This window comes from Micromonospora sp. WMMD754, assembly GCF_049315235.1.
Classification (GTDB): Bacteria; Actinomycetota; Actinomycetes; order Mycobacteriales; family Micromonosporaceae; genus Micromonospora; species Micromonospora sediminicola.
In genome coordinates this window covers 162,277-182,044 of the sequence record NZ_CP186058.1, presented here as the reverse complement: position 1 = coordinate 182,044, position 19,768 = coordinate 162,277, and the positions used below count along the sequence as shown (strand labels likewise).

The window sequence follows — 19,768 nt, the reverse complement described above, 5'->3', positions numbered from 1 at the left end:
GGGAGGTGTACTGTCAGGGTAGTTAGAACGAGTGTTCGATTCCGACCCCCGGGTCGCACACCTCGTTCCACGGCTCCGGAGACGGTGTTTCGCGGCACCGGCCTCCGGAAGGTGCGGCTCCGCGGGCCGCACCGGGCCTCGGACAGTCGCGAGTCCAGGCCCGACAGGCAGGTCGTCGCCCGCCGCCCACGACCCCCGGGCGGCGGGCGACGGACCCGCCGGTACGCCGGCCGGGTGTGGGTGTGGGGAAGCGTCCACACCCGGCCGGCCGCCACCTGAGGTGCGTCTTCCTCCGCACCGACCGCTCCGGGCGACCGGGCGACGGATCCCGTCGCGCGACCGCCCGCCCCGGCCACACGCGGAGGAGAGACCCATGCCGACCAGTCCGGCCCAGGCGCCCACGGTGCCCGCGCACGTGTTGCCGCACCGCACCCCCGCCCAGCTGCTCGTGGTGGCGCGCGAAGGGCTGGCCGAGGCCGCCCGCACCCGTCCCGACGGCCTCCGCTACGCCGCCGCCCACCTCGCGGCGCTGCGCGCCGCCGCCGCCGTGCTCGCCGCCCGGGCCCGCCCCGCACCCACCCGGCGCAACCGGATCACCAGCGTCTGGGTGCTGCTCGCCACCGTCGCCCCCGAGCTGGACGAGTGGGCCGCCTACTTCGCCGCCGGCGCGAGCAAGCGGGCCGCCGCCGAGGCGGGCATCCCCCGGGTGGTCACCGCCCGGGAGGCCGACGATCTGCTCCGTTCCGCCGAGCAGTTCGTCACCGTGGTGGAGACCGCACTCGGGCTGGCCCACCAACCGACGCTCGACGGCCTGCACCGGCCCCTGCGGCTCGGCGGTTCCGACGCCCCGGCGCGATCCGGGGCGGCCGCCGCCTGACGTGGCGCCCGGCCGCCGTCGGCGGGACCCCGGGCGGCCGGGCGCCGCTCCCACGGCACGCGCGTGCCGCGCAGCACATGATCCACAGCACCATCCGCGGGCGGGGCCCGTGGCGAAACACGACGGGGGGTTGGTCCGATGGCGGGCCGCATGGTGGTCGGTTCCGCCGCCCTGGCCGAGCTGGTCCGGCCGGCGAGCGCGCCCGACCCGGCCGGCGGCCACCGGGTGCTCCCCGTCCGGTCCGAGTTGACCGGGCTGCTGCCCAACCGGGGCCTGCGTCGTGGCAGCACCGTCGCGATCGGCGCCGGCCAGCCCCGGCACAGCGGCGCCACCTCGCTGATCCTCGCCCTGCTCGCCGAGGCGTCCCGGGCCGGCTCGTGGTGCGCCGTGGTCGGCGTACCCACCTTCGGGGCCGGTGCGGCGGCCGAGGCCGGGATCGCCCTGGACCGGCTCGCGCTGGTGCCGCACCCCGGCCCGGAGTGGCCCACCGTCGTCGCCGCGCTCATCGACGGGGTCGACGTGGTGGTCACCGCCGTGCCGACCACGGTCGCCGCCTCGGTCGCCACCCGGTTGGCCGCCCGGGCCCGGCAGCGCGGCAGCGTGCTGGTCCCGTACGGGCGGTGGGACGGCGCGGACGTGACGCTCCAGGTGGTCCGTGGGGTCTGGCAGGGGCTCGGGCCCGGCCGGGGGCGGCTGCGCCGCCGCGAGGTGACCGTCTCGGCCCGCGGCCGGGGAGCGGCCGCCCGGCCCAAGGAGATCAAGGTGTGGCTGCCCGGCGACGAGCTGACCCGGGTGATCCCCCGCGCGTCCGGGGCCGGCGTCCCGTCCGTCACCGCCCCGGCCCGTCGGCTGCGCGTGGTGGCCCCCGCGGTGGGCCGGTGAGCACCGCCCCGCCGCGGGCCCTGCTGCTCTGGTGCCCGGACTGGCCCGTCCTCGCCGCCGAGATCGTCGACGGCGTGCCGGCCACCGACCCGGTCGTGGTGCTGCACGCCAACCGGGTGGTCGCCTGCTCCGAGCGGGCCCGGGCCGAGGGGATCCGGCGCGGGCTGCGCCGGCGGGAGGCCCAGGGGCGCTGCCCGCAGCTCACCGTGGTCGACCACGACCCCGGCCGGGACGCGCGGGCGTTCGAACCGGTGGTGGCCGCCGTCGAGGAGGTGGTCGCCGGGGTCGAGGTGATCCGCCCCGGCGCGTGTGTCACGGCCGCCCGGGGGCCGAGCCGCTACCTCGGCGGCGAGGAGGCGGCGGCCGAGCGGATCGTCGAGCACGTCGCCCAGAGCTGTGCGGTGGAGAGCCAGGTCGGCATCGCCGACGGGGTCTTCGCGGCCGGGCTGGCCGCCCGGGAGGGGCGCATCCTGCCCCCCGGCGGCACCCCGGAGTTCCTGGCCGGCCGGCCGGTCGAGGCGCTGGGCCGGCCCGCCCTGGCCGACCTGCTGCGCCGGCTCGGCGTCCGTACCCTCGGCGACTTCGCGGCGCTGCCCGCGGGGGACGTGCTGGCCCGGTTCGGCTTCGACGGGGCGCTGGCGCACCGGCTCGCCGCCGGCCGGGACGACCGGCCGCTCGCGGTCCGGCAGCCGCCCGTCGACCTGACCGTCACCGCCGACCACGACGAGCCGATCGAGCGGGTCGACGCCGCCGCGTTCGCCGCCCGCACGCTGGCCGAGCGGCTGCACGAGCGGCTCGCCGCGTACGGACTGGCCTGCACCCGGCTCGGCATCGAGGCGGTCACCGCGCACGGCCAGGAACTGCACCGGGTCTGGCGACACGACGGCCTGCTCACCGCCGCGGCCATCGCCGACCGGGTCCGGTGGCAGCTCGACGGCTGGCTCTCCGGCAGCAACGGCCGGGGCGGGGCCCGGCCGGCCCGTCCGACCGCCGGCATCATTCGGCTGCGGCTGGTGCCGGACGGCGTGCTCGCCCAGGCCGGCCTGCAACCCGGGCTGTGGGGGGAGACCGGCGCGGAGCGGGAGCGGGCGCACCGCGCGCTGAGCCGGGTGCAGGGCATCCTCGGCCCCGAGGCGGTGGTCACCGCCGTTCTCGGCGGCGGGCGCTCCCCGGCCGAGCAGGTGCGCCTGGTGCCGTGGGGGGACGAACGGGCGCCCGCCCGCCCCGGCCCCCCGCCCCTGCCGACCCTTCCGTCGTCGGGCGCCGCGTCGTCGGCCCTTTCGCCGTCGGCCCTTCCGTCTTCGGGGGCTCCGTCGTCGGCTCTTCCGTCGTCGGGCGCCGCGTCGTCGGGGGTCGCGTCGTCTGGCGTCGGGTCGTCGGGTCCGGCCGCTGTTCCGGCCGTGCGGTCCGGTGCGGCTGCCGCGCCGGTCGCGTCCGGCGGTCCGGGCGCGCCGGCGAGGCGGGCCGGTGGCCGGGCCGGCCGGGGTCGGACGGTGCCCGAGCCGCCGTGGCCGGGGCGGATCCCGCCACCGTCACCGGCCGTGGTGCTGCCCACCCCGGTGTCGGCCGAGGTGCACGACGCGTCCGGCCAGCCGGTCGTGGTGAGCGCCCGGCTGGCGGTCAGCGCGCCGCCGGCCCGGTTGACCGTGGGCACCGGCCGCCCCGCCGACATCTCCGGATGGGTCGGCCCGTGGCCGGTGGACGAGCGCTGGTGGGCGCCGGCCGAGGCGCGTCGTCGCGCCCGGTTCCAGGTCTGCCTGGCCGACGGCACCGCCCTGCTGCTCGCGGTCGAGGGCGGGCAGTGGCTGGTGGAGGCGATCTATGACTGAGCGCCGGGTCCCCGCCCCGGCCCGGGGCTCCACCGGCACCGGCCGCCGGAGGCCGAAGGATCTTGGTACGAGAGTGCCCCTGTGGGGGCCATTTCGTACCAAGATCTCGGCGAACCGGGGGCGGGGGAGCGCGGGATGAGCTTCCACAACCCGAAGATGCCCTGGTCGAAGCTGGAGCAGGTGCTCTCCGGGCGGGGCGGGGACGAGCCGGGCCGGGGCGAGCGGCACCTGCACGTGGTGGACCCGCTCGCGGTCGACGCCGACGGCGGCGACTCCCCGGCCTGGAGCCGCAAGCGCCAGGAATACCAACCGCCGGAGCTGGACCGTCCGGACGGCGTCGTCCCCTACGCGGAACTGCACGCGCACTCCAACTTCAGCTTCCTCGACGGGGCCAGCCACCCGGAGGAACTGGCCGAGGAGGCGGCCCGGCTCGGGCTCACCGCGCTCGCCGTCACCGACCACGACGGCTTCTACGGCGTGGTGCGCTTCGCCGAGGCGGCCCGCGCGCTGCGGCTGCCGACGATCGTCGGGGCGGAGCTGTCCCTCGGGCTGCCCGGCCCGCAGAACGGCGAACCCGACCCGCTCGGCCGGCACCTGCTGGTGCTCGCGCACGGCCACGAGGGGTACGCCCGCCTCGCCGCCACCATCTCCCGGGCCCAGCTGCGCGGCGGGGAGAAGGGCCGCCCGGTCTACGGCGAGCTGGAGGAGATCGCAGCCGAGCTGAAGGACCACGTGCTCGTGCTCACCGGCTGCCGCAAGGGGCACGTGCCGGCCGCGCTGCTCACCGAGGGCGTCGACGCGGCGGCCCGGGAGCTGGACCGGCTCACCGCGTTGTTCGGCGCGGAGACGGTGGCGGTGGAGCTGACCGACCACGGCCACCCGGTCGACGCCGACCGCAACGACGCGCTCGCCGAGCTGGCCGCCGCGTCCGGGCTGCCCACGGTCGCCACCAACAACGTGCACTACGCCACCCCGGGCCGGCGGCGGCTGGCCACCACGGTGGCGGCGGTCCGGGCCCGGCGCAGCCTCGACGAGATCGACGGCTGGCTGCCCGCCGCGGCCACCGCCCACCTGCGCAGCGGCGCGGAGATGGCGGCGCGGTTCGCCGCGTACCCCGGGGCGGTGGCGCGGGCCGCGGAGTTCGGCGCGGAACTCGCCTTCGACCTGCACCTGGTCGCGCCGCAGCTGCCGGCGTACCCGGTGCCGGCCGGGCACACGGAGATGAGCTGGCTGCGCCGGCTGACCATGGACGGCGCCCGCGAGCGGTACGGCCCACCCGAGGCGCACCCGGAGGCGTACGCGCAGCTGGAGCACGAGCTGCGGATGATCGAAGACCTCGGCTTCCCCGGCTACTTCCTGGTGGTCTACGACATCGTCGCGTTCTGCCGCGCGCAGGACATCTACTGCCAGGGCCGGGGGTCGGCGGCCAACTCGGCGGTCTGCTACGCGCTGCGCATCACCAACGTGGACGCGGTCCGGCACCGGCTGCTGTTCGAACGGTTCCTCGCCCCGGAACGCGACGGGCCACCCGACATCGACGTGGACATCGAGTCCGACCGGCGGGAGGAGGTGATCCAGCACGTCTACGCCCGCTACGGCCGGGAGCACACCGCGCAGGTCGCCAACGTCATCTCCTACCGGCCCCGGTCGGCGGTGCGGGACGTGGCCAAGGCGTTCGGTTTCTCGCCCGGGCAGCAGGACGCGTGGAGCAAGCAGATCGACAGGTGGGGTTCGGTCGCCGCGGTCGACGTGGCGGACATCCCGGAGCAGGTGGTCGCGTACGCCAACGAGTTGCAGACCTTCCCCCGGCACCTGGGCATCCACTCCGGCGGCATGGTGATCTGCGACCGGCCGGTGATCGAGGTCTGCCCGGTGGAGTGGGGCCGGATGCCCGGGCGCAGCGTGCTCCAGTGGGACAAGGACGACTGCGCGGCCGTCGGCCTGGTCAAGTTCGACCTGCTCGGCCTCGGCATGCTCTCCGCGCTGCACTACGGCTACGACCTGATCGGGATGAGCCTGGACCTGGGCGACATGACGCTGGACGACCCCGAGGTCTACGACATGCTCTGCCGGGCCGACTCGGTCGGGGTGTTCCAGGTGGAGAGCCGGGCCCAGATGGCCACGCTGCCCCGGCTCAAGCCCCGCGAGTTCTACGACCTGGTGGTGGAGGTGGCGCTGATCCGTCCCGGCCCGATCCAGGGCGGCTCGGTGCACCCGTACATCCGGCGCAAGAACGGCCAGGAGCCGGTCACGTACGCGCACCCGCTGATGCGCAACGCGCTGGAGAAGACGCTCGGCGTGCCGCTGTTCCAGGAGCAGCTCATGCAGCTCGCCATCGACCTGGCCGGGTTCGACGCGGCCGGCGCCGACCAGCTGCGCCGGGCCATGGGGGCGAAACGCTCGGTGGAGCGGATGGCGCAGATCGCCGACCGGCTCTACGCCGGGATGGCCGAGCGGGGCATCACCGGCGAGCTGGCCGACGACGTCTACCGCAAGCTCACCGCGTTCGCCAGCTACGGCTTCCCGGAGAGCCACGCGATGAGCTTCGCCTACCTGGTCTACGCCAGCTCGTGGCTCAAGCGCTACCACCCCGGCCCGTTCCTGGCCGCGCTGCTCAACGCCCAGCCGATGGGCTTCTACTCGCCGCAGACGCTCACCGACGACGCCCGCCGGCACGGCGTGGAGGTGCGCCGGCCGGACATCAACGCCAGCGGCGCCAAGGCGGTGCTGGAGTCCACGCCGGAGACCCGGTGGGGCAGCGTGCCGGGCGAGCCGCCGCACGCCTGGGGGCTGGGCGGCCCGGTGGTCCGGCTCGGGCTGGGCAGCGTCCGTACCCTCGGCGCGGACGTGGCCGAGCGGATCGAGGCGGAGCGGGCGGCGCACGGGCCGTACCGGGACATGCCGGACCTGGCCCGCCGCGTCGGTCTCACCGCCGCGCAGCTGGAGGCGCTGGCCACCGCGGACGCCTTCGCCTGTTTCGGGCTGACCCGGCGGCAGGCCCTCTGGGCGGCCGGCGCGGCGGCCCAGGACCGGCCCGGTCGGCTGCCCGGCACGGTGACCGGCGCGGACCCGCCCACGCTGCCCGGCATGGCGGACGTGGACCGGCTGGTCGCCGACGTGTGGGCCACCGGCCTGTCCCCGGAGAGCCACCCGGCCCGGTTCATCCGGGACCGGCTCGACGCGCTGGGCGCGGTGCCGATCGCCCGGCTCGGTCAGGTGCCGCCCGGGCAGCGGATCCGGGTCGGCGGGATCGTCACCCACCGGCAGCGGCCGGCGACCGCCGGCGGGGTCACGTTCCTCAACCTGGAGGACGAGACCGGAATGCTGAATGTCACTTGCTCCCCGGGGCTGTGGCAGCGCTACCGTCGAATCGCCCGCACCAGCGGAGCACTGGTGGTGCGGGGCCGGCTGCAGCGGCACGAGGGCGTCACGAACCTCACCGCGGACCGGCTGGACGCGATCGAGCCGCCCGTCACGCCGGCGTCCCGGGATTTCCGCTGAGTGGAGTGATCCACATTACGGTTTCCCGGAGCCCGAGGCGGGAGACTCCCGGACACGGGTTGGGCAGAGTGGCCCACCCGGGTATGGGGGATGAACCAGATGACCTTTCACAGCACGTACCCCGGTGGCGTGGCCAACGCCCGACGGACCCGCCTCGGCACCGGGTGGGCGCCCACCCACGAGGTCGAGCCGCGGGAATACCAGGTGACCGAGGGACCGGTGGCCAACGCCCAGCGCTCCCGCGCCGAGGAGGACCCGGCCGGCGGCGGCGAGTCCTGACCCGCGGGCCGGGGGTGACTAGGCTCGGCGACGTGGAGCAGACCCGAACCCTCACCCCCCGCACCGCCGTGATCTGGGCCGTGCTCCGGGCCGAGCTGGACCGGCGGGCCGGTGAGCGGCTCTCGGTGCTCGACGTCGGCGGTGGGACCGGCGGCTTCGCCGTCCCCCTGGCCGAGGCCGGTCACCGGGTCACCGTGGTCGACGCCAGCCCCGACGCGCTCGCCGCGCTGACCCGCCGGGCCGCCGAGGCCGGGGTCGCCGACCGGGTACGCGCACGGCAGGGCGACGCGGACGCGCTCGCCGGGGTGGTCGAGCCCGCCTCCGTGGACCTGGTGCTCTGCCACTCCGTCCTCGAGGTGGTCGACGACCCGGAACCGGTGACGACGGCGCTGGTCGCCGCGCTCCGACCGGGCGGAGCGGCGAGCGTACTGGTCGCCGGGCGGGCCGCCGCCGTGCTCGGCCGGGCGATGAACGGGCAGTTGGACAACGCCGCCGCGCTCGCCGCCGACCCGCAGGGCACCGCCGGCGGTCGGGACAGCCTGCGCCGCCGCTACGACGCCGACGGCGCGGCCGCGCTGCTCACCGCCGCCGGGCTCGTCGTCGAGGAGATCCACGGCGTACGCGTCCTCGCCGACCTGCTGCCGGCCGCCGTGGCGGACGGTCAGCCGGCCGCCCTGGTGGAGTTGGAACGGTCCCTGGCCGGTCGGTCGCCGTACCGGGACCTGGCCGCCCAGCTGCACGTCTTCGCCCGCCGCCCGGCATGACCGGCCCTCTCGACCGGGTCGCGCCCCGCTACGGCGGCGGCAGCCTGGTCGACGTGCTGCCCAGCGCGCTCACGCTGCTCGGCGTGCCCGGCGCGGTCGACCTGCTCGACCTGACGCCCCGGCTCGCCGGGGTACGCCGCATCGCCGTGCTGCTGGTCGACGGGCTGGGCTGGCACCAGATCCCCACCGCCGCCCCGTACGCGCCCACGCTGGCCGGACTGGCGGCCACCACCGGCGTGCCGCTCACCTCCGGCTTCCCCTCCACCACCCCGACCAGCCTGGTCAGCCTCGGCACCGGCACCCCGTCCGGCGCGCACGGGGTGCTCGGCTTCACCGTCCGGGTGCCCGGCACGGACCGGGTGCTCACCCACGTCGACTGGTCCGCCGACCCCGATCCGACCCGCTGGCAGCCGGTCCCCACCTGGTACGAGCGGGCCCGGGCCGCCGGGGTGGCGGTCACCGTGGTCAGCCGACCCGAGTTCGCCGGCAGCGGCCTCACCCTGGCCGCGAACCGGGGCGGCGACTACCGGGGCGCGACCGGGGTCGACGCGCTCGCCGCGCGGATGCTGACCGCGCTGGCCGCCGGCGCCGGGCCCACAGTGGTCTCCGGCTACCACCCCGACCTGGACCGGCACGGGCACCTGAGCGGCATCGACTCCGCGCCGTGGCGGACGGCGGCGGCCGAGGTGGACGCGCTGCTGGCCCGCCTGGTGGACGGGTTGCCGCCGGACGCCGCGCTGCTGGTCACCGCCGACCACGGCCAGCTCGACATCCCCGCCGGGCACCGGGTCGATCTGGACACCGACCCCCGGCTGCGGGCCGGGGTACGGGTGGTCGCCGGCGAGCCCCGGGTCCGCTACCTGCACGTCGAGCCGGGCGCCGAGGCGGACGTGGTGGCCACCTGGACCGGGGTGCTGGGCGGGGCGGCCGACGTGCTGACCCGGGCGGAGGCGGTGGCCACCGGCTGGTTCGGGCCGGTGCCCGAGGCGCACCTGGGCCGGATCGGCGACGTGGTGGTGGTCTGCCGGGACACGTACGCGGTGGTCGCCACCCGCTCCGAGCCGCCGGTGGTGTCGCGGCTGGTGGCGTACCACGGCGCGGACACCGCCGCGGAGATGACCGTCCCGCTGCTGGTGGTCCGGGGCTGACCGGCGACCCTGTCGGACCGGCGGGTTAGCCTGCGGGGCATGGGCCGCAGCCAGTCGTTGCCCCGGGGCGGGGATCCGCGCTTCGGGCCGGACGCCGACGACACCGGCTGCGCGATCCTGCACGTCGACATGGATGCGTTCTTCGCCTCGGTGGAGGTGCGCCGGAGCCCCGAGCTGCGCGGCCGGCCGGTGGTGGTGGGTGGCGTCGGCCCGCGCGGGGTGGTCAGCTCCGCCAGCTACGAGGCCCGCCGCTACGGCGTCCGCAGCGCCATGCCCACCGCCCGGGCCCGGGCGCTCTGCCCGCACGCGGTCTACCTGCCGCCCGACTTCACCGCCTACTCGACGGCGTCCCGTGCGGTGATGCGGATCTTCCGCGACGTCACGCCGCTGGTCGAGCCGCTCTCGCTGGACGAGGCGTTCCTCGATGTGACCGGCGCCCGGCGGCTGTTCGGTCCGCCGGCCGCCATCGCCGGCCTGATCCGTCGCCGGGTCGCCGAGGAGCAGCACCTGACCTGCTCGGTCGGCGTGGCGTCGAGCAAGTTCGTGGCCAAGCTCGGTTCCACCCGGGCGAAGCCGGACGGGCTGCTCGTGGTGCCCGCCGACCAGGTGCTGGATTTCCTGCACCCGCTGCCGGTGTCCGCGCTGTGGGGCGTGGGGGAGCGCTCGGCCGAGGCGCTGCACCGGCTCGGCCTGCGCACCGTGCGCGACCTGGCCGAGGCGCCGGCCGGTCTGCTGCGTCGGGCGGTGGGTGAGGCGTCCGCCGCCCACCTGCACGAGCTGGCCTGGGGGCGGGACCCGCGCCGGGTCTCTCCCGAGCAGGTGGAGAAGTCGATCGGCGCCGAGGTCACGTTCGACACCGACGTCACCGATCCGACGGAGATCCGGCGATCCCTGCTCGCCCTCGCCGACAAGGCCGGCGCCCGGCTGCGCGCGGCCGGCCAGGTGGGCCGCACGGTGTCGCTGAAGGTCCGGTTCGCCGACTTCCGCACGATCAGCCGCTCCCGCACCCTCGCCGTGCCCACCGACACCGCGCGGGAGATGTTCGACACGGCCTGGGCGCTCTGGGGCGCCCTCGCCCCGGGTGAACCGGTCCGACTGGTCGGTGTCCGGATGGAGGGGCTCGCCGCCGCCGAGGAAACGCCGCAGCAGCTCACGCTGGGCGCGCCGGAGCGGGGCTGGCGGGAGGCGGAGGCGGCGGCCGACGCGGCGGCCGCCCGATTCGGGCGGTCCGTCATAGGTCCGGCCAGTCTTCTCGGCAGGCGGGATCCACGACGAGTCGAAAAACCGACCCGGCCGTAGGTCGTCCCGCTTTCCGACGCGCGAGGGCCCTCGTAGACTTGCGGGTAAGCAGCCGGTTGGCTGCCACGGTCTGTCGGCCCGCCCGGGCCGACCAACGTGACCGGGGAGGAGTGCCGTGCCGCTCTCGGAGCACGAGCAGCGGCTGTTCGAGCAGATCGAGCGGTCGCTTGCCGAGGACCCCAAGTTCGCCTCGGCCGTGCGCGCCAGCGACCCGCGTTTCCACGCGCGGCGTCGCGTGCTCGTCGCTGCCGGCGTGGTCGTCGCTGGTCTGGCCCTGTTGATCTACGGTGCCGTGATCAAGATTCCCGCGGTGGCCGTGGCGGGTTTCGTCGTCATGCTGGCCTCGTTGATCTTTGCGGCGCAGTCGCACCGCAGATCCCAGTCACCCGACCTGCACGTGGTGGGTGGCACGACGAGCCGGCGTCGTCCCCGTGGCCGCAGCGCCGGTCGCCGGGGCTCCTTCCTCGACCGGATGGAGGACCGCTGGCGGCAGCGCCCGGAGGGCCACCGCTGACCGCGCCCCGCCCCTGAACCCGGGGCGGGCCGCAGCGCCGACTCGTCGACCCGTCGACGAGCGCGCTCCCGTCACCATGGCCGCGGTCCGGCCCGTGTCGCGCCCGCCGCCCGCCGAGCGTCGTACGCCGACAGCTGACCGTTGTCCGTCGTGCGTCGTGCGTCGTGCGTCGTGCGTCGACAGCTGACCGTTATCCGTCGTGCGTCGTGCGCCGACAGCTGACCGTTGTCCGTCGTGCGCCGACCGCCGACCGTTGTCCGTTGTGCCGACCCTGCACCCCTGACCGCCGCGCCGGTCTCCTCCGCCGCACCCGCCACCGTCGCCAGTCGATACCGGAAGCCGATCGCTGCGGCTGATCCGGTTCGTGCCTCCCCCTCCCGTGACCGGCCCCCGTCCTCGCTCACGAGATCGATCGTCCACCTCACCGGAATCACGAAGATCTTGGTACGAAAGCGCCCCTACCGGGGCCGCTGCGTACCAAGATCTCGCCGCGGTGCGGCGTAGGCCGGCGGCGGTGATCAAGGAGTTTGTGTCGAGGGAGGGGTTCGCGCTGGCGCAAAGTCCTTGATCGACCGGAACGCGGCGGGCCGGGGCGAGTGGGGGCCGGTGGGGTAGCGGGTCGGGGTGGGTCAGCGGGCCGGGCGGCCCGCCAACAGGCGGCGCGGGCTCCAGCGCAGCATCCGCTGCCGCGCCCGCCCGGTCGTGGTCACCAGTCGGGCCGACCGCTCGGCCGCGGCGGTCCGCCACCGCGCCAACACCGACGGCGGCAGCAACGCGGCCAGCAGCCTCGTCCGCCGGTCCGCACGGGCCGCCAGGGCTCCCCGGACGCTGCGCAGCGCCGGGTGCAGCTCGGCGCCGCCGAGCGGGTCCCGGGCGTAGCGGGCCCGTTCCTCGGCCCGACCCAGCAGCCGTACCCCGGTCGCCGCGCCGGTGTCTTCGGCCAGCGCCTCCCGACTCAACCGCTCGGCGGTCGCCCGTGGCGTCTCCGTACGGTCCACCCGGACGTGGAAGTCGACAAGCGTGTCCAGCAGTTCGTCCCACGCGGCGTGCGCGTCGGCACGGACCGCGTCGGCGTCCACCCCGACCACGATCTCGCGCGGGCCGCCCCGCTGGCCGGGCACGGTCACCGCGGTGGCCGTCGGCGCGGCTGTCCGGACCCGCCGTCGGCGCAGCGTGGAGCGGCGCAGGGCCGGCACGGCGAGCAGGACCAGCAGGGCGAGCGCCCCGGCCAGCCACCACGGCCAGACCGGGTTCTGCTGGGCCCGCCCACCGTCGCCGAGCGCCAGGCCCTGGTCGATGTCCCGCTCCTCACGGTTCGGCTGCTGCGCCCCGGCCGACGGGTCGGTGGCACCCGGCGCGGCGGTGGTGCCGGCCGAGGGGGAGATCTCCTCCGGGGCGTCGGTGTCCGGCGCCCAGGACGAGCGGACCGAGCCGGTGACGGCGGCCGCCGGCGTGGCGTCGAACGGCACCCAGCCGATCCCACCGAAGTAGACCTCGGTCCAGGCGTGCAGGTTGCGGTTGGTCAGGACGTAGGTGCCGCCGTCGGCCCGGCCGCCGTTGGTGAACCCGACCGCGACCCGGGCCGGTACGCCGGCCGCCCGGACCAGCCAGGCCATGGCCGCGGCGTACTGCTGGCAGTAGCCGACCTTGGTGGCCAGGAAGTCGGTGATGTCCTCCCCGCTGCTGCCGTTGCGGGTCGACAGGGAGTAGGAGAAGCCGTTCTCCACGGAGAAGTACTCGTAGATCGCCCGCACCTTGTCGTAGTCGTTCTGCCGGCCGCTGACCAGCTTTCGGACCAGGTCCTCGACGGCGGCGACCGACGGCCGGGACGTCTGCTGCCGCATCACCGCGCTCTCCGCCGGCGGGGTCGGCGCGGCGCGCAGCGCCGACGGGCTGAACGTCGACCGGACGTACTCGAAGGAGTAGCGCTTGCCGCGGGCGTTCTCCCGGTTGGAGAAGACGATCTGCTGGTTCGGGTCGTAGAGCCAGTTGCCGCTCAGGTCGTCGGTGTCGACCGGCTCGGCGTAGACCGGCATGAGCGGCATGTTCAGGCTCTTCGTCACCTCGACGGTGGCCCGGTAGCGCCGCTGCTCGACCCCACGGGGAGCGCGGTCGCCCGGGTCGGGCAGGGCGCGGGTGACCGGCCCGCCCGACGGCACCCGGGCCTGGAAGCCGCTCGGTCGCAACTCGTCCACCACGCCGAGACGCAGGTAGAACGGGCTCGGCTCGTTCGTGCTGACCTTGACCAGCTCGACCTCCTCGCTCTGGTTGAGCTGGCCGCTGAGCGCGGCGAACAGGTCGATCCGGCCGGGACTGCCACCCTGCCCGGGGCGCCCGGTGCCGTCGCCCGGGCCGTTGCCGACGTTGTTCATCAGCCCGCCGGTCATCCCGGGCACGGCCAGGGGCAGCGCGACCGCCACGGCCACACCGACCACCGCGAGCCGTCGGCCGGCCGCCGCCAGCGGCGAGGCCTCCCAGACGTCGATGTCGCGCCCCTCGCCGGTGAACCGGCGACCGAACCGGCGGACCCGGTCGACGTTGTCGGTGACCAGCAGCCACAGGTAGCCGCAGGCGCCCACCACGAACGGGGTCGCGGGGACGCTGTCCAGGTAGACCGCGACCGGCACCGAGTAGATGGCCAGCATCGGCAGCCCGGCCAGCGCCGGGCGGCGCAGCCCGACCGCGAGCACGTCCACCACCACGGCCACCGCGCCGATGCCGAGCACGGCGAGGAAGAGCAGCGAGTCGACGTCGGGAACCTTGACGCCGTAGGTGCGCATGTCCTGCAGCGACGCCTGGAGCAGGTCGCCGAAGTGGCCGAACGTGGCCGGGGTCGGCACGAACGCCAACGCCTCGGTGCCGCCCGGGAAGACCCAGGTCAGCCCCAGGGTCAGGCCGGCCAGCATGGCCAGCAGCTGTCCCCACAGCGGCGCCCGGCCCAGCCGGCTCAGCGCCGCCGCGCCGGCCACCACGGCGACCACGATCGCGGCCTGGATCAACCAGGTCCAGCGCTCGAAGATCGCCGACAGCGGGGCCGATGCCAGCAGGGTCGCCGCCGCGGCGACGAAGCCGATGTTGCGGTGCGGGGTCACAGGACCACCCTTCCGGTTATCGCATGCCTCCGGCGACCGTCTCGGCCAGCGCCGCCCGCAGGGCGAAGCCCTGGGAGCCACGGCCGGCCTGCGGCCACAGCACCGGCAGCCGGTTGCCGTGCTCCACGCCGATCACCCGCCAGCCGCTCTGCAGCAGGGCGAGCGCGGCGCTGCCGTGCGCCCGCTCCGCCTCGGCCCGCGCCTTCGCCGGCAGGTTCAGCCAGGTGTTGCTGTCGAGCAGGAACGCCACGCAGGTGGCGCCGTTGCCACGCAGCCCGGCCAGCAGCTCCGCCTCGGCGGTGCTGAGCGTGCCCAGCAGGGCGATGATCAGACCCCCGTCGGCCCGCTGCCGGACCTGCTGCACCAGCGTGGTGATCTCGCCCCGCCGGTCCAGGTGCACCTCGGCGAGGTGGTCGAGGAGCAGGCCCTCGCCGCCGGCCTCGGTGGCGCCGACGTCGACGCCGTTGCCGGTGACCAGGCGCAGCTTGTAGCCGGCCTGCCGCAGGTGCATGGTGATGCTGGCGGCGGCCGAGACCGCCCACTCGAAGCTGGCCGTCGGGCCTTCGCCGCGGTGGCCGGCGGCCCGGGTGTCCAGCACCACGGTCGCCCGACTCTCCCAGGGCTGCTCCTCGCGCCGCACCATCAGCTCGCCGGTGCGGGCGGTCGACTTCCAGTGCACCCGGCGCAGGTCGTCGCCCATCCGGTATTCCCGGGTGGCGGCGTCGTCCTCGCCGTGCACCGCCACCGAGCGGGCCCGGCTGTCGCCGCTGCCCGCGTACTCGCCGGGCAGCCGCACCGAGGGCAGCGGGGTGACCTGCGGGATCACGGTGAGGTGGTCGGTGCTGGGGAAGGACCGGGTCAGCTCGCACAGGCCGAACGGATCGGTCAGCCGGATCACCAGCGGACCCACCTCGTAGCGGCCGCGCACGTCGGCGCGGACCGTGTACGCCACCGAGCTGGCCTGGTGCGCGCCGAGCCGCTCCAGCACCACCCGGGGCCGGCTGCCCAACGCGTAGGGCAGCCGGTCCTCCAGCAGCAGCGTGCCGGTGGGCAGCCGGGACAGGTTCTGCAGCCGCAGCACCACCCGGGAGCTGGCCCCGACCGGCGCCCGGTGCGGTTCGAGCGAGCGGTTGCAGGCCAGCTTGTAGCGGCTGCGCCCGACGTAGGCCGCCGCGAGCAGCGGCAGGACGGCGAGCAGCACGGCCACCCGGAGCAGATCCTTCTCGCCGAGGATGCCCGCGGAGATCGCGGCGGCGACCGCGGCCGCCAGGAAGGAGCGGCCGCGGGTGGTCAGCCCACGCAGCCCGTCGCGCACGTCACGGCCTCCGCGGCTCGTACGGCCCGCGGCCGTTGTTGCCGCCGCCGGGCCGGGTGTCGTACGGGGAACGCTGCCGGTCGTGCGGCAACGGCAGGCGGTGCACCAGCTCGGCGACGATCGCGTCGGTGGTGCGCCGGGCCAGCTGCGCGTCCGCGGTCGGGATGATCCGGTGCGCCAGCACCGGCACCGCGAGCACCTGCAGGTCGTCCGGCAGGACGTAGTCGCGGCCCTCCAGGGCGGCCACCGCGCGGGCGGTGCGCAGCAGTTGCAGGGTGGCCCGCGGGGACGCGCCGAGCCGCAGGTCGGGTGCCTCGCGGGTGGCGGTGACCAGGTCGATCGCGTACTGCTTGACGGCGTCGGCGACGTGCACCTGGCGGACGTGACCGATCAGCCGGCGCACGGTCGCCGCGTCGGAGACCGGGCGCAGCCCCTGCAACGGGTCGGTCGCGCCGTGCCCGTCGAGCATGGCCAGCTCCGCGCGCGGGTCCGGGTAGCCCATCGCGATCCGGGCGGTGAACCGGTCCCGCTGCGCCTCCGGCAGCGGGTAGGTCCCCTCCATCTCGATCGGGTTCTGCGTCGCGATCACCATGAACGGCGTCTGCAGCTGGTAGGTCACCCCGTCGACCGTGACCTGCCGCTCCTCCATGCACTCGAGCAGCGCCGACTGGGTCTTCGGCGAGGCCCGGTTGATCTCGTCGCCGACCACCAGGTTGGCGAACACCGCGCCCGGGCGGAACTCGAAGTCGTGGGTCTCCTGGTTGTAGACGCTGACGCCGGTGACGTCGCTGGGCAGGAGGTCGGGGGTGAACTGGATCCGGCGGACCGAGCAGTCGATGGAGCGGGCCATCGCCTTGGCGAGCTTGGTCTTGCCGACGCCGGGCACGTCCTCGATGAGCAGGTGGCCCTCGGCCAGCAGCACCGCCAGGGCGAGCCGGACGGTGGCCGTCTTGCCCTCGATGACCTGCTCGATGTTGGACACGACGGCCTCGCTGGCGGCACGGAACTCGTCGTGCGGCAGCAGACCGCCCACCTCGTCCCAGGTCTGTTGTGTCACGGGCCTCCTCCTCGTCGCCTGGACGGCAGCTCTGTATAGAGCACCTGGACCCGCCGTTGGGTTCGCGACGCCGAGCCTCGTTTGCCGCAGAAATCTCACTGGCCTCTCAGGCTAACCATGTTTGTCGTTATCGCCGACCCCCGCAGGTGGTCGGTCGGTTACGCCCCGAATATTCGCCGGACGGGGGACGGGGGTACACTGCCGGACATGGCCGGAGTCTTCCTGCTTCTTACCGAGCCGTGCTGATGCGCTGACGCGCGACAGCACGGCCGCCCCTCCTGCGCGAGGGGCTTTTTTGTGCCCGCAGCGCAGCTCCCACATCCGACCTGACCCGCGCCGAGGAGACGCCATGAGTGAGGAAGCCGCACCGGCCACCGACATTCCCCCGTTCCGGTACACCGCCGCCCTGGCCGACGAGATCGAGACCCGCTGGCAGGACACCTGGGCGCGGGAGGGCACCTTCCACGCGCCGAACCCGGTCGGCCCGCTGGCCGACCCGGGCCACCCGCGGGCGGGCGCCGAGAAGATGTACGTGCTGGACATGTTCCCGTACCCGTCCGGTGCCGGCCTGCACGTCGGTCACCCGCTGGGCTACATCGGCACCGACTGCTACGCCCGTTACCAGCGGATGGCCGGGCGCAACGTGCTGCACGCGATGGGCTTCGACGCGTTCGGCCTGCCCGCCGAGCAGTACGCGGTGCAGACCGGCACCCACCCGCGGACCACCACCGAGGCCAACATCGAGCGGTTCAAGGCGCAGCTGCGCCGGCTGGGGCTGGCCCACGACGAGCGGCGCTCGGTGGCGACCATCGACACCGACTTCTACCGCTGGACCCAGTGGATCTTTCTGCAGATCTTCAACTCCTGGTACGACGCGGACGCCAAGAAGGCCCGGCCGATCGCCGAGCTGATCGCCGAGTTCGAGGGCGGCACCCGCGCCACCCCGGACGGGCGTCCGTGGACCGAGCTGACCGTGGGGGAGCGGCGGCGCGTCGTCGACGACCACCGCCTGGCCTACGTCTCGGAGGCGCCGGTGAACTGGTGCCCGGGACTGGGCACCGTGGTGGCCAACGAGGAGGTCACCGCCGACGGCCGGTCCGAGCGCGGCAACTTCCCGGTCTTCAAGCGCAACCTGAAGCAGTGGATGATGCGGATCACCGCGTACGGGGACCGGCTGCTGGAGGACCTGGACACGCTGGACTGGCCCGAGCCGATCAAGCTGCAGCAGCGCAACTGGATCGGCCGCTCGACCGGCGCGCACATCGACTTCCCGACCGACGCCGCCCCGGTGCGGGTGTTCACGACCCGGCCGGACACCGTCTTCGGCGCCACCTACATGGTGCTGGCCCCCGAGCACGAGCTGGTCGACGTGCTGGCGCCGGCCGCCTGGCCGGAGGGCACCCGGGACGCCTGGACCGGTGGGCACGGCAGCCCGCGCGAGGCCGTCGAGGCGTACCGGAAGGCCGCCGCGGCCAAGACGGACGTGGAGCGGCAGTCGGACAGCAAGGAGAAGACCGGCGTCTTCGTCGGCGCGTACGCGACCAACCCGGCCACCGGCGGGCGGGTCCCGATCTTCATCGCCGACTACGTGCTGGCCGGCTACGGCACCGGCGCGATCATGGCGGTGCCGGCCCAGGACGAGCGGGACTGGGACTTCGCCGAGGTCTTCGAGCTGCCCATCGTGCGGACCGTGCAGCCGCCGGAGGGCTTCGCCGGCAAGGCGTGGACCGGTGACGGCCCGGCGGTCAACAGCGCCGCGCCGGAGCGCGGCATCGACCTGAACGGCCTGGGCGTGGCCGAGGCCAAGGCGCGGATCATCGAGTGGCTGGAGGCCAACGGGCACGGCGCCGGCGCGGTCACCTGGCGGCTGCGCGACTGGCTGTTCTCCCGGCAGCGCTACTGGGGCGAGCCGTTCCCCATCGTGTACGACGAGACCGGGGCGCCGATCGCGCTGCCCGAGTCGATGCTGCCGGTCGAGCTGCCCGAGGTCGACGACTTCTCGCCGAAGACGTTCGACCCGGAGGACGCGGCGAGCGACCCGGAGACCCCGCTGTCGCGGCGGCGCGACTGGGTGGAGGTGGAGCTGGACCTGGGCGACGGGCCGAAGCGCTACACCCGCGAGACGAACGTGATGCCGCAGTGGGCCGGCTCCTGCTGGTACGAGCTGCGCTACCTGGACCCCACCGACACGCGACGGTTCGCCGAGCCGGAGAACGAGGCGTACTGGATGGGGCCGCGCGGCGCGGGCGACCCCGGGGGCACCGACCTGTACGTCGGCGGCGCCGAGCACGCCGTGCTGCACCTGCTGTACGCGCGCTTCTGGCACAAGGTGCTGTACGACCTGGGCCACGTCTCGTCGTTCGAGCCGTTCCGCCGCCTGTTCAACCAGGGCATGATCCAGGCGTACGCGTTCACCGACCCCCGGGGCGCCTACGTGCCCGCCGAGGAGGTCGTCGAGGTCGACGGCCGGTGGTTCCACGGCGAGACCGAGGTCCGGCGCGAGTACGGCAAGATGGGCAAGTCACTGAAGAACGTCGTCACCCCGGACGAGATGTGCGCGGCGTACGGCGCGGACACGTTCCGGGTCTACGAGATGTCGATGGGCCCGCTGGAGGTGTCCCGCCCGTGGGAGACCCGGGCGGTGGTCGGCTCGTACCGGTTCCTGCAGCGGGTCTGGCGCGCGGTCGTCGACGAGCAGACCGGTGCGCTGCGGGTCACCGACGCGCCGGCCGACGAGGCGACCCGGCGGCTGCTGCACAAGGTGGTCGACGGGGTCCGCGGCGACATGGACGGGATCCGGTTCAACACCGCGATCGCCAAGCTGATCGAGCTGACCAACGGCCTGACCCGGCTGGAGCGGACGCCGCGCGAGGTGGCCGAGCCGCTGGTGCTGATGGTCGCCCCGTTCGCCCCGCACCTGGCCGAGGAGCTGTGGCGCAAGCTGGGCCACGACACCTCGCTGGCGTACGCGGACTTCCCGGTCGCCGACCCGGCCCTGCTGGTGGCCGACTCGGTCACCTACCCGGTGCAGGTCAACGGCAAGGTCCGGGGCCGGATCGAGGTGCCCGCCGACGCGACCGAGGACACCGTCCGCGCCGCCGCGCTGGAGGCGGTCGCCGGCCCGCTGGCCGGCAAGGAGCCGCGCAAGGTGATCGTGGTGAAGGGCCGGATGGTCTCGGTCGTCGTCTGAACCGGCTCGTGGGCGCGCCCG

General features: G+C 75.1%; 13 protein-coding genes. 10 read left to right on the top strand and 3 right to left on the bottom strand.

Annotated elements, in window-relative coordinates:
• The first annotated feature begins 373 nt into the window (after nt 1–373).
• The 9 genes from ACN27B_RS00810 (at nt 374) to ACN27B_RS00770 (ending at nt 11,093) form a co-directional block, all read left to right on the top strand.
• Complete coding sequence (locus ACN27B_RS00810; protein WP_099164268.1) at nt 374–877, top strand: SAV_6107 family HEPN domain-containing protein; 504 nt, start codon at nt 374–376, stop codon at nt 875–877.
• Nucleotides 878–1,015: 138 nt separating this feature from the next.
• Nucleotides 1,016–1,759 carry a hypothetical protein gene (locus ACN27B_RS00805; protein ID WP_099164269.1) on the top strand — a complete coding sequence of 248 codons (744 nt, stop codon included), beginning with the start codon at nt 1,016–1,018 and terminating at the stop codon, nt 1,757–1,759.
• A complete protein-coding gene (locus ACN27B_RS00800) occupies nt 1,756–3,588 on the top strand; it encodes a DNA polymerase Y family protein (protein ID WP_422743030.1) in 1,833 nt (610 codons plus the stop codon). The genes ACN27B_RS00805 and ACN27B_RS00800 overlap by 4 nt, the downstream gene beginning before the upstream one ends.
• Nucleotides 3,589–3,723: 135 nt before the next feature.
• A complete protein-coding gene (locus tag ACN27B_RS00795) occupies nt 3,724–7,089 on the top strand; it encodes an error-prone DNA polymerase (protein ID WP_422743028.1) in 3,366 nt (1,121 codons plus the stop codon).
• Nucleotides 7,090–7,188: 99 nt separating this feature from the next.
• The gene (locus ACN27B_RS00790; protein ID WP_091573261.1) at nt 7,189–7,368 is read left to right on the top strand and encodes a hypothetical protein; all 180 of its coding nucleotides are present in this window, start codon (nt 7,189–7,191) and stop codon (nt 7,366–7,368) included.
• A 14-nt stretch (nt 7,369–7,382) separates the two neighbouring features.
• Nucleotides 7,383–8,132 (top strand): methyltransferase domain-containing protein, encoded by a 750-nt coding sequence (locus ACN27B_RS00785; protein ID WP_172967954.1) that lies wholly within the window; start codon nt 7,383–7,385, stop codon nt 8,130–8,132.
• Entirely contained in the window at nt 8,129–9,280 is a 1,152-nt protein-coding gene (locus tag ACN27B_RS00780; protein ID WP_099164273.1) for an alkaline phosphatase family protein, read from the top strand. The genes ACN27B_RS00785 and ACN27B_RS00780 overlap by 4 nt, the downstream gene beginning before the upstream one ends.
• A 39-nt stretch (nt 9,281–9,319) precedes the next feature.
• Nucleotides 9,320–10,579, top strand: a complete 1,260-nt coding sequence (locus tag ACN27B_RS00775) for a DNA polymerase IV (protein ID WP_099164274.1) — start codon at nt 9,320–9,322, stop codon at nt 10,577–10,579.
• A gap of 115 nt (nt 10,580–10,694) precedes the next feature.
• Nucleotides 10,695–11,093, top strand: coding sequence for a DUF3040 domain-containing protein (locus tag ACN27B_RS00770; protein ID WP_091573265.1), 399 nt, complete (start codon nt 10,695–10,697; stop codon nt 11,091–11,093).
• A 629-nt stretch (nt 11,094–11,722) separates the two neighbouring features.
• Here the strand turns inward: ACN27B_RS00770 and ACN27B_RS00765 are convergent.
• From ACN27B_RS00765 to ACN27B_RS00755, 3 genes are read right to left on the bottom strand one after another with little or no spacing between them, the layout of a single operon-like run.
• Nucleotides 11,723–14,185, bottom strand: a complete 2,463-nt coding sequence (locus ACN27B_RS00765) for a transglutaminase TgpA family protein (RefSeq protein ID WP_422743024.1) — start codon at nt 14,183–14,185, stop codon at nt 11,723–11,725.
• 16 nt (nt 14,186–14,201) lie between these two features.
• Nucleotides 14,202–15,500, bottom strand: coding sequence for a DUF58 domain-containing protein (locus ACN27B_RS00760; protein ID WP_422743022.1), 1,299 nt, complete (start codon nt 15,498–15,500; stop codon nt 14,202–14,204).
• A 1-nt stretch (nt 15,501) separates the two neighbouring features.
• Nucleotides 15,502–16,557, bottom strand: a complete 1,056-nt coding sequence (locus ACN27B_RS00755) for an AAA family ATPase (protein ID WP_099164277.1) — start codon at nt 16,555–16,557, stop codon at nt 15,502–15,504.
• Nucleotides 16,558–16,906: 349 nt separating this feature from the next.
• Between ACN27B_RS00755 and leuS the strand changes: the two genes are divergently transcribed.
• Nucleotides 16,907–19,747, top strand: a complete 2,841-nt coding sequence (gene leuS / locus ACN27B_RS00750) for a leucine--tRNA ligase (protein WP_422743020.1) — start codon at nt 16,907–16,909, stop codon at nt 19,745–19,747.
• Nucleotides 19,748–19,768 lie beyond the last annotated feature (21 nt).